11 protein-coding genes and 2 pseudogenes are annotated in these 15,641 nt (G+C 75.1%); 5 read left to right on the forward strand and 8 right to left on the reverse strand.

Annotated elements, in window-relative coordinates:
* The coding region (locus ABB07_RS33735; protein WP_244189598.1) for a cation-translocating P-type ATPase at positions 1-4,174 on the forward strand (4,174 nt) is incomplete at its 5' end.
* A 393-nt stretch (positions 4,175-4,567) separates the two neighbouring features.
* Here the strand turns inward: ABB07_RS33735 and ABB07_RS33740 are convergent.
* Positions 4,568-5,647 (reverse strand): NADH:flavin oxidoreductase/NADH oxidase, encoded by a 1,080-nt coding sequence (locus ABB07_RS33740; RefSeq protein WP_208902261.1) that lies wholly within the window; start codon positions 5,645-5,647, stop codon positions 4,568-4,570.
* 90 nt (positions 5,648-5,737) lie between these two features.
* Between ABB07_RS33740 and ABB07_RS33745 the strand changes: the two genes are divergently transcribed.
* A complete protein-coding gene (locus tag ABB07_RS33745) occupies positions 5,738-6,139 on the forward strand; it encodes an ArsR/SmtB family transcription factor (protein WP_208902262.1) in 402 nt (133 codons plus the stop codon).
* Here the strand turns inward: ABB07_RS33745 and ABB07_RS33750 are convergent.
* Positions 6,056-7,447 (reverse strand): nucleobase:cation symporter-2 family protein, encoded by a 1,392-nt coding sequence (locus tag ABB07_RS33750; RefSeq protein ID WP_208902263.1) that lies wholly within the window; start codon positions 7,445-7,447, stop codon positions 6,056-6,058. The genes ABB07_RS33745 and ABB07_RS33750 overlap by 84 nt on opposite strands.
* A gap of 236 nt (positions 7,448-7,683) precedes the next feature.
* Positions 7,684-9,018 (reverse strand): FAD-dependent oxidoreductase, encoded by a 1,335-nt coding sequence (locus ABB07_RS33755; RefSeq protein ID WP_208902264.1) that lies wholly within the window; start codon positions 9,016-9,018, stop codon positions 7,684-7,686.
* Between the two features lie 211 nt (positions 9,019-9,229).
* Between ABB07_RS33755 and ABB07_RS41140 the strand changes: the two genes are divergently transcribed.
* Positions 9,230-9,967, forward strand: a complete 738-nt coding sequence (locus ABB07_RS41140; RefSeq protein ID WP_425264830.1) for a DUF6214 family protein — start codon at positions 9,230-9,232, stop codon at positions 9,965-9,967.
* 32 nt (positions 9,968-9,999) lie between these two features.
* Here ABB07_RS41140 and ABB07_RS33770 read toward each other — a convergent pair whose 3' ends face one another.
* From ABB07_RS33770 to ABB07_RS33790, 5 genes and pseudogenes are all read right to left on the reverse strand, one after another.
* Positions 10,000-10,668, reverse strand: coding sequence for a TetR/AcrR family transcriptional regulator (locus ABB07_RS33770; protein WP_208902265.1), 669 nt, complete (start codon positions 10,666-10,668; stop codon positions 10,000-10,002).
* A 202-nt stretch (positions 10,669-10,870) separates the two neighbouring features.
* On the reverse strand, positions 10,871-11,560 hold the full coding sequence (locus tag ABB07_RS33775; protein WP_208902266.1) for an HAD family hydrolase: 690 nt from the start codon (positions 11,558-11,560) through the stop codon (positions 10,871-10,873).
* A gap of 10 nt (positions 11,561-11,570) precedes the next feature.
* A pseudogene (locus ABB07_RS33780) lies at positions 11,571-11,889 on the reverse strand (phosphatase PAP2 family protein); the annotation flags it as partial.
* 91 nt (positions 11,890-11,980) lie between these two features.
* Positions 11,981-12,916 (reverse strand): M56 family metallopeptidase, encoded by a 936-nt coding sequence (locus ABB07_RS33785; protein ID WP_208902267.1) that lies wholly within the window; start codon positions 12,914-12,916, stop codon positions 11,981-11,983.
* A gap of 87 nt (positions 12,917-13,003) precedes the next feature.
* Complete coding sequence (locus ABB07_RS33790) at positions 13,004-13,561, reverse strand: DUF5134 domain-containing protein (protein ID WP_208902268.1); 558 nt, start codon at positions 13,559-13,561, stop codon at positions 13,004-13,006.
* Between the two features lie 175 nt (positions 13,562-13,736).
* Here ABB07_RS33790 and ABB07_RS33795 point away from each other — a divergent pair, with 175 nt between their 5' ends.
* Entirely contained in the window at positions 13,737-15,419 is a 1,683-nt protein-coding gene (locus ABB07_RS33795; protein WP_208902269.1) for an FUSC family protein, read from the forward strand.
* A pseudogene (locus tag ABB07_RS33800) lies at positions 15,416-15,641 on the forward strand (hypothetical protein); the annotation flags it as partial. The gene ABB07_RS33795 and the pseudogene ABB07_RS33800, both read left to right, overlap by 4 nt.

Genomic DNA, 15,641 nt, shown 5'->3' on the forward strand with positions numbered 1-15,641 from the left:
GAACGCGCTGCCCGGCGCCGGTGACCACTGGCGCGCCGGGGCCCGTGCCCACCTCGCCCTGCGCCCGGCGGAGCAGGAGCACGTCCGGCGCGCGGGCGGCACGGCACAGCTGGCGCGCCGGGTGGCCGAGACGCTGGCGGAGCGGCCCGATGTGCTCCTGGCGTACTGGGACCAGGGGCTCGCGCGTCTGGTGGTGACCGCGACCGAGGAGGAGGCCACCGACCGGATCATGGATCACGCCGCCGAACTGGCCGAGCGGCACGGGCTGCTGCTGGCCGCCGCGGACGTCGACGACACCACGCATCCGGCGGACCCGGCCGGGGTGCGCGCGGCCGTGGCCACGCTCGCCGCCGACACGGCGGGCATCGGCGTCGCGCTCACCGCGTACGCGCTCCGGCTGCCGCCCGCGCCGCGCCTGGGGACCGCGGTGGTGACGCTGCTGCGGGAGAACCCGCGCTTTCGCGGATGGCTGCGCGCCCGGATCGGGGACACCCGCATGGACCTCCTGCTGGCCTGCGCGAACGCCGCGGTCCACGGGGCCGGGCAGACCCCCACCTCCCTGGTCCTCGACGGTGTCCTGCGGGCCTGCCAGGTGGCCGAGACGGTGGCCCGCGCCGCGGCCTTCGACGCGGTGCACGACCAGTTGTGCGCGCCCGGGCGGGTCAGCCTCCCGGCGGACGGCGCTCCCCGCCCGCCGCTCAAGGAGTCCCCGGCCCAGGAGTACGCCGAGCACGCCTCGGCGGGCAGTGTGCTGGGCGCGGCGGCCACCCTGCTGGTCAAGCACGACGGTGCCGAGGCGGCGGAGGCGGTCCTCGCCGGCTCGCCGAAGGCCGCCCGCTACGGCCCCGCCGCCTTCCACGCGCTGCTGAGCGCCGCCCTCGCCCGCACGGGAGTCCTGGTCCGCGACCCGGACCGGCTGCGCCGGCTGGAGCTGGCCGGCACGGTCGTCCTGCACCCCAGCGCGCTGCGCACCGACGAGGGCGAGCCCGACCCGTGGGCCGAGCCGGTGCTGGACGCGGCCCGCCGGGCCGGGCTGCGCGTGGTGCTCGTGGACGACCCCGCCCTGGAGGACTTCACCGGCCTCGCCGACCAGGTCGTCGACGCGCGCCGGCCGCTGGACGACGTGGTGTACCAGGCGCGCGGCGACGCCGGCGCGGTGCTCGCCGTCGCCCGGGTGCGCACGGCCGACGAACGCGACGTGCTGGCCGGGCTGCGCTGCGCCGACATCGCCCTCGCCCTCACCGACCACGACGGCGCCGTGGTCTGGGGCGCGGACCTCCTCGCCCTGCACGGGCTGCCCGACGTATGGCGGGTGCTGACCGCGATCCCGGCCGCCCGCACGGTCGGCGGGCATGCCCAGATCCTGGCCCGTTCCGGTGCCGCGCTGTCCGGGCTGCTCGTGGCCGTCGGCGAGTCGGGCGGCGGCCGCGGGCGCTTCGCCGCGCTGCCGGGGCTGCGGCACGCCCCGGTCGACGCCGCCGCCGTGTCGGCCCTGCTCTCCGGCGGCCGGGCCGCGCTCGGCGTGGCGGCCGCCCGGCCCCCGCACCCGCACGCGCGCGTGCACTGGCACGAACTGGATCCCGAGCAGGCCCGGGAGCGGCTGGAGCACGAACCGGCCGACGAGGTGGGCGCGTTCGAGGCGCTGACCGGCCGCGCGCGCAACGCCGCCGCCGGCGTCCTCGGCCACCCGGCCGCCGCACCCGTGCGCTGGGCCTACCGGCTCGGGCGGGCCGTACGCGGCGAACTCCACGACCCGCTCACCCCGGTCCTCGCGGTCGGCTCGGCGGCGTCGGCGCTCCTCGGCTCGATGGTGGACGCCCTGCTCGTCGTCGGCGCCCTGGACCTGAACGCCCTGGTCGGCGGCATCCAGCGGCTGCGCGCCGAACGGGCGCTGTCCGGACTGCTCGCGGAGCAGCGGCAGAAGGCGCGCCTCGTCCCGCCGGAGACCGACGCGCCGGCCGGCGGCACGCGCACCGTGGAGGCGGGCAAGCTGCATCCGGGCGACGTGATCCAGCTGAAGGCGGACGACGTGGTGCCCGCCGACGCCCGGCTGCTGTGGCAGGACGGTCTGGAGGTCGACGAGTCGGCCCTGACCGGCGAGTCCCTGCCGGTGGAGAAGCAGACGGACCCGACCCCGCACGCCCCGGTGGCCGACCGGCGCTGCATGGTCTTCGAGGGTACGACCGTGGTGGCGGGCCAGGCCCGTGCCGTGGTGGTCGACATCGGGGACCACACGGAGGCCGCCCGTGCCGTCCACCTGGCCGCGCGGGTGCCCCCGGCCGGCGGTGTACAGGCCCGGCTGCAGGAACTCACCCGCAAGGCACTGCCGTTGACCCTGGCCGGTGGCGCCGCGGTCACGGGTCTCGCGCTGGTGCGGGGCACCGCCATCCGGGAGGCGGTCAGCGGCGGGGTGGCGGTGGCCGTGGCGGCCGTACCCGAGGGCCTGCCCCTGGTGGCCACGGTCGCGCAGCTGGCGGCCGCCCGGCGGCTGAGCCGCGGCGGAGTCCTCGTGCGCACCCCGCGCACCCTGGAGGCGCTGGGCCGCATGGACACCTTCTGCTTCGACAAGACCGGCACGCTCACCGAGAACCGGCTGCGCCTGGTGCGCACCTCGGACGCCGACGGCACGGTGCGCCCGGTGGACGACACCGGGTCCGCGGGCACCGTCCGGGCCGCAGCCCGCGCCTGCCCGCGCATCGACGGCGATTCCGAGCAGCCGGTGCACGCCACCGACGAGGCCGTGCTGGCCGCGGCCGGTCCCGACCCGGAGTGGACCCAGCTGGCGGACCTGCCGTTCGAGGCGGCACGCGGGTACGCCGCCGCCGTCGGCCGGAGCGGGGACGGCCCGCCGGTGCTGGTGGTCAAGGGCGCGCCGGAGACCGTGCTGCCCGCCTGCGCCGAGCTACCGGAGCACGCCGCCGAGGCGGCCCACACGCTGGCCGGGGACGGCCTGAGGGTGCTGGCGGTGGCCGAACGGCGGCTCGACGCGGCGGCGGAGGAAGCCGACGACGTTCTCGAACAGCCGCTGCGCGACCTGGAGTTCACCGGGTTGCTCGCCCTGTCCGACGTACCGCGCGATACCTCCACGGCGCTGGTGGCCGGGCTGCTGGAGGCGGGGGTACGACCGGTCATGCTCACCGGGGACCATCCGCAGACGGCGCGGGCCATCGCGGCCGAGCTGGGCTGGCCCGAGGACACCGTCGTGGTCACCGGCGACGAGCTGGCGGCGGCGGACCGGGCGGCCAGGGCCCGGATGCTGCGCGACGCGGGCGTGGTGGCCCGGGTGGCGCCCGAGCAGAAGCTCCAGGTCGTGGAGGCGCTGCGGGACGCGGGCCGGGTCGTCGGCATGGTCGGCGACGGCGCCAACGACGCCGCGGCCATCCGCGCCGCCGACATCGGCGTCGGAATCAGCGCGCGCGGTTCGGCCGCCGCGCGCAACGCCGCCGACATCGTCCTCACCGACGGCGATCTGACGGTCCTGATCGACGCGGTGGGCGAGGGCCGGGCGCTGTGGCACAGCGTGGCCGACGCCATCGCCATCCTGATCGGCGGCAACGCGGGCGAGGTCGGGTTCGGCATCCTCGGCACGCTGCTGTCCGGCCGGGCGCCGCTGTCCACCCGGCAGATGCTCATGGTGAACCTCTTCACCGACCTGTTCCCGTCGATGGCGGTGGCGGTGACCGAGAAGGAGGACGCGCCGGTACCGGGCCGCGGCGGATCGCCCGAGGGCGGCGGAGCCGGTGCCGCCGTACGTGCCCGCGGCGGATCGCCGGAGGACGCCTCCGCCGTCCTGGGCGCGCCCCTGCTGCGGCAGATCCGGCACCGGGCGCTCACCACCTCGCTGGGCGCGGTGACGGCCTGGCTGATCGGCCGCTTCACGCCCGGCAGCGCGCGCCGCTCCAGCACGATGGCGCTGTGCGGGGTGGTCGGCACCCAGCTCGTGCAGACGTGGCTGGACCGGCGCGAGAGCCGCCTGGTGCAGATCACCTGCCTCGGCTCCGCCGCCGCGCTGGTCGCGGCGGTGCAGATCCCGGGCGCCAGCCACGCCGTCGGATGCACCCCGCTCGGCCCGGTCGCCTGGGCCGGAGTCCTGGCGGCGATCGCCGTGGCCCTCGCGGGCCAACGCGTACTGCCCCGCCTGGAGGAAACGGTCGGCCGCCTGCTGCCCCACTGACCGGCGCCGACCGTGGCCGTACCGGCCGGTGCCGGGGGGGCGGGGGCGCTCGGGCCAGCCGGTCGTGGGGGTGGCGGCCGTCCGGCCTGGCCGGCGGCGGCCGGTGGGGGTGGTGCGATCGGCCGGTTGTGGGGCGGTCGCCGTGTCTGGACGGTGGGAATCCGGTGGCCGCGCTCAGACCGGGCCGGTGGCGTCGGTGGTGGTCGTCGGGCCGGCCGGTTGGCCGGTCGGCCGGGCGGCCGGGCGGGTGCGTTGCCTGGGCGGTGGCGGGCCCCCACCGGCCCCCACTGGCCATCTCCGGCCGGGCCGATGGGGATCCCGGTGGCCGCGCTCCGGTCGGGCCGGTGGGGGCCGGTGGCGTGGGTCGGGTCGGCCGGATGTGGGTGGCCGGGGTCAGACCGACCGGTGGTACGGGTCCGGGACCCGGACCTCGCCGCCCAGTGCGCGGGCCGCGTGCCGGGCCCAGGACGGGTTGCGCAGCAGCTCGCGGCCCAGCAGGACGGCGTCGGCCTCGCCGTTGGCCACGATCTTCTCGGCCTGCTCGGACTCGGTGATCAGGCCCACGGCGGCGACGCGCAGCGGGGTCTCGGCCTTCACCCGGGCGGCGAACGGCACCTGGTAGCCGGGCCCGGTCGGAATCGTCACGCCGGAGGCGTTGCCGCCGGTGGAGACGTCGAGCAGGTCGACCCCGTGGGCGTGCAGGTCGCGGGCGAAGCGGACGGTGTCCTCGGTGGTCCAGCCGCCGTCCTGGAGCCAGTCGGTGGCCGAGACGCGGAAGAACAGCGGCTTGTCCGCGGGCCACACCTCCCGTACGGCGTCCACGACCTCGAGGGCGAACCGGGTGCGGTTCTCGTAGGAGCCGCCGTAGGCGTCGGTGCGGTGGTTGGAGTGCGGGGACAGGAACTCGTTGATCAGGTAGCCGTGGGCGCCGTGGATCTCGGCGACCTCGAAGCCGGCGGCGAGCGCCCGGCGGGCCGCTGCGGCGAACCGGCCCACGATCTCCTGGATCTCCTCCACCGTCAGCTCGGTCGGCACCGGATGGTGCTCGTCGAAGGGCACCGCGCTCGGAGCGACCGGCTGCCAGCCGTGCCCGTCCGGTCCGACCGGAGCGCCGCCCTTCCAGGGCCGGTCGGTGGACGCCTTGCGGCCGCCGTGCGCGAGCTGGATGCCCGGGACCGTGCCCTGGGCGGTGAGGAAGCGGGTGATCCGGCGGAAGGCCTCCACCTGGGTGTCGTTCCACAGGCCGAGGTCGTAGGGGGAGATCCGGCCCTCGGGCGAGACCGCGGTGGCCTCCACGATGATCAGGCCGGTGCCGCCCGTGGCGCGTGCCGCGTAGTGCGCGAAGTGCCAGTCGTGCGGGGCACCCGCGAGCGGACCCTCCGGCTCGGCCGAGTACTGGCACATCAGCGGCATCCAGACCCGGTTCGGGATGGTCACTTCGCGCAGGGTGATGCTCTCGAAGAGCGCGCTCACATCAGACTCCGTTCGCCACGGGACCTCTGGTCGACTCATACGATAAACCTCGTACTACGAGAGGTGTCAAACTACGACGCCTCTCGTACAATGGTCGCAGCCGAGACGTTCCGCGACGAAGGGCAGGCAGCCGACGTGACCGACACCGCCCCCACCGGCCGGGCGCTGCCGCATCCGAAGCGGGAGGAGATCCGCCTGGAGGCCGTGCTGCACGCGCTCTCCGACCCCATGCGGCTCCAGATCGTCCGTGAACTCGCGGCTCGGGAAGCCGAGTTGACCTGCTCGCAGTTCGAACTTCCGGTGACCAAGTCCACCACCACGCACCACTTCCGGGTGCTGCGCGAGAGCGGGGTCGTCCGGCAGGTCTACCGGGGCACGGCCAAGATGAACGGTCTGCGCCGGGACGATCTAGACGGACTCTTCCCGGGGCTGCTCGACAGCCTCCTCGCGGCCGCCGACCGACAGGCCGGCCGACTCGGCGACGGCAGCTGAACCCGCCTTCCGCGGAAGGTGGTTGAAGAGCAGGTTGAGTACGATCGCGGACACGCAGCCCGCGCTGATCCCGCTGTTCATCACCGTCTGGAACCAGTCCGGGAACCTCGCGTAGACCGTCGGCACACCCACCGGCAGCATGCCGATCGCCACCGACACGGCCACCACCGTCAGGTTGTTGTTGCCCTTGAAGTCGACCCGGGCCAGTGTCCGCAGCCCGCTCGCCGCGACCGTGCCGAACATGACCAGACCCGCGCCGCCCAGTACCGGCGCCGGGACCGCCGCGACCACCGCGCCCAGCTTGGGCAGCAGGCCGAGCAGCACCAGGATCCCGCCGGCCGCCGCGACCACCCAGCGGCTGCGCACCCGGGTCATCCCGACCAGGCCCACGTTCTGCGCGTACGCCGTGTACGGGAAGGTGTTGAACACCCCGCCCAGCACCGTCGACAGACCGTCCGCGCGCAGCCCGTCGGCGAGCGGGCGCGGCTCCACCTTCCGCCCGGTCAGCTCGCCCACCGCGATCAGGTCACCGGTCGTCTCGGTCATCGTCACCAGAGCGACCACCAGCATGGACACGATCGCGGAGACCTTGAACCGCGGCACCCCGAAGTGGAACGGCGTGCTGATGCCCACCCAGTCGGCGCCGGACACCCCGCTGAAGTCGGTGAACCCGAACGGCACCGCGACCGCCAGGCCCACCGCGATCCCGATCAGCACGGCGACGCGGCCGAGGGCGGCGGGCGCGAACCGCTGCACGGCCAGTACCACCGCCAGCACGAAGGCCGCCAGCGCCAGGTTCTTCGGCGCCCCGAAGTCCTTCGCCCCGGCGCCGCCCGCCGCCCAGTCGCCCGCGACCGGCAGCAGCGAGACCCCGATGACCAGGATCACCGTGCCGGTCACCAGCGGCGGGAAGAAGCGCAACAGCCTGCCGAAGACCGGTGCGAGCAGCATGATGGCCAGGCCCGCGACGATCACCGAGCCGTAGATCGCGGGCAGTCCGCCGCCCGTCGTCCCGATCAGCACCATCGGCGACACCGCCGCGAACGTGCAACCCTGCATGATCGGCAGCCGGACGCCGAACCGCCAGAAACCCACGCACTGGATCAGTGTGGCGATCCCGCACACCAGCAGGTCGGCGGTGATCAGATACGCCAGGTCGGCGGGCGACAGCTTCATCGCGCCGCCCACGATCAGCGGCACGGCGACGGCGCCCGCGTACATCGCGAGCACGTGCTGCAGCCCGAAGGCCGCCAACTGCCGTGCCGGTGGTATCTCGTCGACGGGGTGGACGTCTGCGGTGGTGGCCATGGGGACTCCAGCGGTGCGCGGGCGGGGGGTGACATCCGGACAGCACGAGACCGTAAGCTGCTTGAACAGTTTGTTGATTTCCGGTCCGTTGCCGCTGTGTGTCCTGCCCGCCCGGCCGGTACGGAATCCCTGGCTCCCCCGGATCCTGGACTACCGGGACCCCGGCTGCCCGGACCCGGCCACCGGGATCCCCGGCTACCCGGACCCTGGCCACCGGGACCCCGGCCAACGGGGCCTTATGCCGACCGGGCCGCGGTGAGCAGCGCGTCCCAGTCGGCCAGCTTGACGACGCCCCGCCCGAGCCGCGCGCCCAACTCGGCCTCGGCCCGCTCGATGGCCAGCCACCCCGTCCAGGGCACCGGTTCGATCCCGGCCGCCCGCAGCGCGGGCACCGGATCCCCGGGCACCTCGCGCTGCAGCAGCGCCGGAGTGTCCGCCAGCAAGGAGGTCACCGTCTCCTTGGCGCAGGGCCGGTTGGTGCCGATGACACCCGTCGGCCCCCGCTTGATCCACCCGGCGACGTACTCGCCGGGGGAGGGGGCACCCGCGCGTACGACACGCCCTGCGGCGTTCGGCACCGTGCCGCTCAGCGCGTCGAACGGCAGCCCGTCCGGCGGCACGCCGCGATAGCCGACCGAGCGCAGCACCAACTGCGCGGGCACGTCCACGAACCGGCCCGTGCCCGTCACCCCGCCCTGCCCGTCCGGCGCCGTCCGCTCGAAACGCACGGCGCCCACCCGGCCGTCGTCCGCGAGCAGCTCCACGGGCCGGAGGAAGAACCGCAGCCCGATGCGCCGGACGGCAGGGGCCGGGGACCGGTCGGCCCAGCCGCGGAGCACCTCCAGATTGCGGCGCTGCACGGGGGGCAGGGCGGCGGGATCGGCCGGATCCAGTGCCAGGTCGGCCGGATCGACGCCGACCTCGGTGCCGGGCAGCGCGCCCAGCTCGCGCAGCTCCTTGGTGGTGAAGCGGGCCTGTGAGGGGCCGCGCCGGCCCACCATGTGCACCTCGGTGATCCCGCTCGCCGTCAGCGTCTCCAGCGCCGCCTGCGGCATGTCCGTCGGGCGGAGCTCCGCCGCGCCCCGCACCAGCATCCGCGTGACGTCCACCGCCACATTGCCCACACCGATGACGACGGCCGACCGCACTCCGCGCAGAAAGCCCGCGTCGGCCGCGTCCGGATGCGCGCTGTACCAGGCCACGAAGTCGGTCGCCGACCAGCTGCCCGGCAGTTCTTCGCCCGGAATGCCGAGCCGGCGGTCGGTCGCGGCGCCCACGCAGTACACCACCGCGTGGTACAGCTCCCGCAGCCGCTGCACGGGCAGCCCGCCGGGACCGCCCACCCGGACCCCGCCGAGGAACCGCACCCGCTCGTGCTCCAGCACCGTCCGCAGGCTGCCCTGCAGGGACTTGATCTTCTCGTGGTCCGGGGCGACGCCGTACCGGACCAGCCCGTAGGGACACGGCAGCCGGTCGAGGACGTCCACACGCACCTCGGGATCCTGCTGAACCAGACTCTGGGCGGTGTAACACCCGCTCGGACCCGAACCCACGACGGCGACACGCAGCACAGCGATGCTCCTCGGACGACGGAGGTGACGAAGGAGGGTGTGCGGACGGCTCCAGCATGGCACTGCCGGGCGCCCGGCGGCAGGGGCCGGCGGGGTGACCCCGACGCGTGTCCCTGCGTACGGGATGTGATCACGCGGGTACGTTGCGTGTGTGCCCGAAGCATGCTTTCTTCATCTTTCCGATCGGAACGCGGAGGACGGCGCGGTGTCCGTGTGGCCCGCGTGGAAGGTGCGGGAGCAGGGCGACGCCACGTCCTGGTTCTATGTGCGGCTGGCTTTCCCGGACGGCGCACGCGTCGACGCCCTGGCCGTCGTGCGCGAGGACTGCGTGTCCATCGAGGACGTCACGGCCGAACCGGCCCTGTCCCTCGCCGACCTGACGGTGCTCGCGGACTGGATCCAGGGCCCGCTGTTCGAGGCGTGCGGGGTGACGGCGGAGCGGCCGTACGAGGGCGAGGGCGAAGGCGACGTCCGGCCGGAGGCGCGGCACGAACCGGAGATCGCCGGCCAGGACGAGCGCGAGGCGGAGAAGCCGGGCGAGGCGGACCCCGCGGCGGAGGAGCGCACGGAGCGGCCCACCGAGGAGGCGGGCGACGAGTCGGCCGGCGACCACAAGGCCCGCGACGACAAAGCCGGCGACGAGAAGGCCCGAGACCACAAGGACCGCGACGAGAAGGCCGGCGACGAGAAGGCGCGCGACGAGAAGGCCGGCGACGTGTCGGCGAGCGTGTTCTGCGTGGGCCCGCGGCGCGCACGGGCCGTCTGGCCGCGCGGCATCGAGGGCCGCCGGCTGGTCGCGCAGGAGTACCGCGCCGCACAGGAGGAGGGCGCCGACCCGGTGCTCGCCGTGATGAGCGCGACCGGGCACAGCCGTCGCCGCGCCCTCAGGCTGATCGCCCAGGCGCGCGACGCCGGGTTCCTGACCCCCCGTCACGTACGCCGCGACTGAGGCGGTCGCCGCCGTACCGGCTCATGTGGCCGTCAGGCGCTGCTCGGGCGCTCCTCCGTGGCGAAGAACCGGGACAGATCCCGCTCCCGCGCCTTCTTGCCCGTCTCGCTCTCCGGCGGCACCCCCGACTCCCAGTCGAGCCCGTACCGCTGGAACAGTTCGGCCCGCAGCACCGGAACGGGCATCGGCACCCCGGGGATCAGCGCCGCATACACGGCCCCCATCAGCAGGGCCCGCAGCATCGGATAGTCGGCGGCGAGGTCCTGGGAGCCGTACCGCTTGACGGTGTCGGTGAGCAGCTCCGCCAGCCGGCGCTGCTCCGGGCACGCCACGAACCCCTCGGCCTGGAGCAGCCCCGCCATGTGCTGGCGCATCAGCACCGGCCGGTCGTGGGCCAGGCCCAGGATCGCGTCGATGGCCCGGGCGAGGCGCTCCCGGCCGTCCTCGGTGTGCGGTTCCCGCTCCAGCGCCTCCTCCAGCGTGCGGTGCATCAGCCGGTGCACGGCGGACTGCACCAGCTGGCGCTTGCCGGGGAAGTAGTACGACACCAGTCCGCGCGCCGAACCGGCGCGGTCCGCGATGTCGCCGAGCGTGGTGGCCTCGAAGCCGTGCTCGTCGACCAGTTCCACGGCGGCCTGCAACAGCCGCTCCCGGGAACGGCGCCGCAACTCTTCATTGACCGAGGCGCTGCGCGGGGACATCCTGTAACTCCTGCGTTGACTGGCTGCCAGCCAACTATACTCAACGCAGTGGGTACCGCCATGTGCGGGCCCGGTCCAGGGCTGCCGTCCGTCTGGGGCGACGCGGGGGATCGTCTCAGGCGGGCGGCGTGGCAGCGAGTTCTTTTCCCGTGCGGCGCCGACTCTGTTGCGGCAGCGCGGCCCGACGCGGGGCCGCCGGGGCTCAGCTCACCAGATCCAGCACGGGCAGCAGCGCGTCGGGCCGGTCCGTCACCGGCAGGTGGTCGACGAAGTGCACCCGGCAGCCGAGCGCGGCCGCGCCCCCGTCGGCCTCCTTGCTGTCGCCCACCATCACCACCTGCCGCGGATCGGCGCCCAGCGCCGCGCAGGCGAGGGAGAACAGCCGCGGATCCGGCTTCTGCACGCCGTGTTCGTACGACAGGACGTACGCGTCCACATAGCGGTCGAGCCCGTGCTCGCGGAACACCGGGCTCAGATCCCAGCCGATGTTGCTGACCACGCCCACGCCGATGCCGCGCTCGTGCAGCGTGCGCAGCACCTCGGGGGCGTCCGGGTACGGGGCCCAGGCGGCCGGGACCTTGTGCCGTTCGTACAGCGCGTCGTGCAGTCCCGGGTCGGGCAGCGGCACCCGCCGGGACAGGCCCGTGTAGGCGGCCCGGTGCAGCTCCGCGCTCTCGTCCCGCACCGCCCAGACCCCGGCCAGGTCCGCGGGCAGCTCCACCGGATTCGCTCCGCCCGGCAGCGCACCGGCCGCCTCCAAGGCGCCTGCGGCAGCCTTCAGTTCGGGTTCGGGCAGGGTGTGCCCCGTCTCGGCCAGTACGGCACGCAGCCAGGACTCGGTGGACTCGACGCGGAACAGCGTCCCGGAGAAGTCGAACAACACGGCAGTCATGCACCCGACCCTATCCGGGCCGGTGCCGGGCGGAGTCGGCATGACCGGGCCGCTGCCACTGGTCGACGATCATGGCCAAGGCCTCCACCGGCGCCCCGAACAGGCGGCCGCCCAGCACGTCCGAGGGCCGGTGGACGCCCAGCCACACCCGGGTCACGCCCACCCCCCACTACCGAGACCACGGCCGCCGCCACGGTCGTACGCCACCGGACCCGGCCCCCGCCGAAGCGGTGCGGCAGGCACAGCAGCAGGCCGCGCACGACGGTGGCCGTCATGGCGTGACCGGACGGCAAGGCCGCGTAGGGGGCCGAGTCGACGGGGTCCGGCCACCGTCAGCCGCACCCACAGCCGTCAGCCGCAGCCGTCAGGAGTGGGCCGTGAGCCGTCGGGAGTGGGCCGTCAGCCGTCGGGAGTCGGCCGTCAGCCAAGTGCCCGCAGGCCCGGAACCAGGGCCACGAGTACCGGGATCACCGGCACCAGCGCCGCGAAGGCCGTCAGGCGCAGCCGGTGCAGAACGGGGAGCCGGTCCGGGGGAGTGAGCAACCGGTGCACCCGCTGCGGCACATGGGCCTCAGGGGTGGGGCAGGGGCCGAACACGCCCCGTTCCTCGTTGAGTTCGAGCAGCGCCAGCGCGGTCGTGAGCCGGCCGAAGCGCCGGGAGGCCATGTCGTCGGCGGCCAGCTCGACCAGCCGGTGCATCTCGGCGCGGAACGCGGCGAACACCGGTACCTGCGGGAACCCGCCCGCCAGCGCCGCCGAGCAGTGCAGCAGCCAGTCGTGCCGGGCCTGCGCGTGGCCCTGCTCGTGCGCGAGCAGCGCGTGCAGTTGACGCCCCTTCAGGCGGCGCAGCGCGGCCGTCGTGATGACCAGGCGGGGTGCCGCCCCGGGCAGCCACCAGGCGTCGGGGCGCTCGCCCTCCAGCACCACCAGCCGGCCGCCCGCCGGTTCCTCGCCCGGCAACAGCGGGGCCCGCACGAGGAGTTCGGCCCGCCGGGTACGCCGCCGGGCCCGGGCCCGTACGATTTCGCGCACCAGCATGGCGAGGCTCCACAGGCCGCCCGCGGCGAGCGCCACGGCGGTGGGCGCCGCCCACGGCCCAGCCGTACCGAGGGCGTAGGCGTCCACAACCGCGCGCGGGGCCCGGGCGAACAACTGCCCCCGCACCTGCTGCCAGGCGGCCGACGCGCTGAGCGTCATCGACAGCGCGCAGCACAGCAGGACGGCCGCCACGACGCACTGCCACACCCACAGGGCGACGACCGGTTCACGGTCTGGCCAGTCGGCCCGGGCGAGCAGCCGCGGGGCGAGGACGGCGGTGAGGGCGCCGAGCAGCAGCAGGGTCACGGGGACCATCATGGGCAGCACCCTATGAGCGCGAGGCCGCTCCCGGGTACGGCCCGAGCCGGCGAAGTGACGCAGGCAACGCACCCCCACCGACACCGCTCACATCGTCAGCAGCATCGCCACCATGCCGATCCCCATGGACAGCCGGCAGGCCCGCGCCAGCTCCGGCCGGTCGCCCCAGCCGACCGGGCCACCGCCCGCCCCGGCCGCCGCGACGGCGGCCGGCACCAGACGGGCGCCCGCGAGCAGGACGAAACCCGCGAAGTACAGCAGCAGCAGACTGGTCAGCAGGGGCACCCCCGGGCCGCCGTGCACGTGATGGGCGCCGGGCGGGGCCGCGGCCATGGCCACCGCCATGTAGGCCATCGCCGAGGTGCCCACCAGGTGGTGCAGGTGGTGCGGGGCGGCGCGCGCGGCCCACAGGGCGCGCAGTGCCGCCGCGCCGAAGACGGCCGCGTACACCGGCCACGCCCACCTCGGCGGCGCGAACACCGCCGCCGGCACGGCCATCACGGCCATCCCGAAGCCCATCAGCGCCTCGCCACCCGCGGAGCGGCGCTGCTCCTCGACCCGGCTGCGCATCCGCAGCAGGCAGTAGGCCCCGGTCGCCGCGCACAGGGCGACCAGCAGCCACGCCGCCGGTACCGGTCCGTGCACGCGCACCTCCCCGTTCGACGGTCGGTCGAGGAATGCGATGCCCACGCCATGCGGAGCGCACGCGAGCGCAAGGGTGTACACGGGGAGCATTCGGCGGAGCACGCCAGGTGAGCGCGCCGCCACGCGGGGCTCTCGGGAGGAATTTTACGAGTAAAACACATGCTAAATTGAATGTATGAGCAGTGCGACCCGCCACCGACTTCCCCTCGCCGGGGTGCTCCGCCTCGGGCGGCCGTCCGACATCTGGTTCAAGCCCGCGCTCAGCGTGGTCGCAGCGGTCGCGCCGCCCAACCTGATCCTGCTGGCACTCGGCCGCCTCGACCTCGCGATGTACACCATGGCCGGGTCGCTGTGCGCGCTCTACGGCCACAACCGGCCCTACGCCGCCCGCGCCCGCGTCCTGGCCTGGGTGGTGCTCGGCATGGTCGGCGGCCTCGCGGTCTCCCTGCTCGCCGCGTCGCTCACCGGCAACGCCGTCGTCCTGGTCACCGTGGGCGCCGTCATGGCGGCCGCGCAGAAGACCGCGTGCGACGCCACCCGGCTCGGACCGCCCGCCCACGTGGTCCTGACCTTCATCAGCTCCGCCTCGCTGTTCGCGCCGCAGACCCTCGGCCAGGTGCCCGGGCACGTCGGACTGGCCCTGGCGGCCGGCGCCTGGGCCTGGCTGGTCGGCATGGCGCCCGGCCTGCTCCGCCCGCACGGCCCCGAGCGCCGCGCCACCGCCCGGGCCCTGAGCGCGGCCGCCGCCTACGCCGACACCCGCGGCACCGCCGACGGGCACGCCCGGACCCGGGCCGCGAGCGCCGCCGCGATCCACGCCGCCTGGCAGTCGCTGCTCGCCGCCGGCACCCGCCCCGACCGCACCCGGCGCGCCCTCGAACGGCTCCTCGTCCGCGCCGAGGTCGCCCTCGCCGCCCCCTCCGACACCGACCCGGCACGACTGCGCGCCTGGGCCCGCGGGCTGCGCGGCACCGGGCGGATACCGCGCGTCGAGTCCCCCCGCGAGTCCGCCGACGAACTCCTCGGCATCGACACCGAACTGGCCCTCTCCCGGCGGACGTTGCGGCACCGCCTGGCCCCCCTCGCCCCGATCGCCGCACGTACCGCGATCGGGTGCGCCCTCGCCGGTTACGCCTCCCTCGCGCTCGGGGTGGGCCGTCCCTACTGGGCACTGGTCACCGCGGCCTCGCTCTACCAGGCCAACGTCACCCTCACCTGGAGCCGAGGCGTCCAGCGGGTCGTCGGCAACGTCCTCGGCGTCCTCGTGTTCGCCGTCGTCGCCCCGCTCGCCCATCTCCACCCCGTCGCGCTGGTGCTGAGCTGCCTCGCCTTCAACTTCGGCGCCGAGGCGCTGATCGCCCGCAACTACTGGCTCGGCAGCGTCTGTGTGACCCCGATGGCCCTGCTGATCACCGAGTTCGCCCGCGCCCAGAACCCGGCCGAGCTGATCACCGAGCGGGTCGTGGACACCCTGGTCGGCGCGCTGGTCGGCTTCGTCGCGGCCGTCGCCGTCACCAACCGGCGCGTCGGCGACCGCCTCGAACACGCGCTGACCGCCGCGGAACGCGCCCGCGAGAACGCCGCCCGGCTGCTGGCCGAGCCGCACCCGGCACCTCGCGCCCTGGAGGCGGCCCGCCGCGGCCTCGCCGCCGCCCTCGCCGACCTGCGCGCCACGGCCGACGCTGCGTCCGGCGAGTGGTGGCAGCGCGCCCTGCCCGAGGAGCGGGTCGTGCTCGCCGAGCAGTCCGGACACCGTACGCTCGCGGCGACGGTGCGACGCCAGGGATTCGTACCGCACGACCAGCAGCAGGACCAGGTCCAGGACCCGGGCAGGACGACGGAGGACATACGGCCATGACGCCGACGAACCGTGAATCCGCGCCGATGACCGACATGGCCGGTGCGAACCCCGGCGACGGCCGCAGTTCCGCCGCGCGGCCCGCCGGCGCCGGGCCCGTAGGGGGCGCGCGCCCGGGGCACGGCGAGGCCATGGCCGGCACGCGATCGCGCCGTGGCGGTCCGCGTGCGACCGGGACCGAGCCGGACCCGCGCCCCGGCCCGGACACCGACCCCGGCGAGC

The organism is Streptomyces incarnatus, assembly GCF_001027185.1.
Taxonomy (GTDB): Bacteria; Actinomycetota; Actinomycetes; order Streptomycetales; family Streptomycetaceae; genus Streptomyces; species Streptomyces puniciscabiei.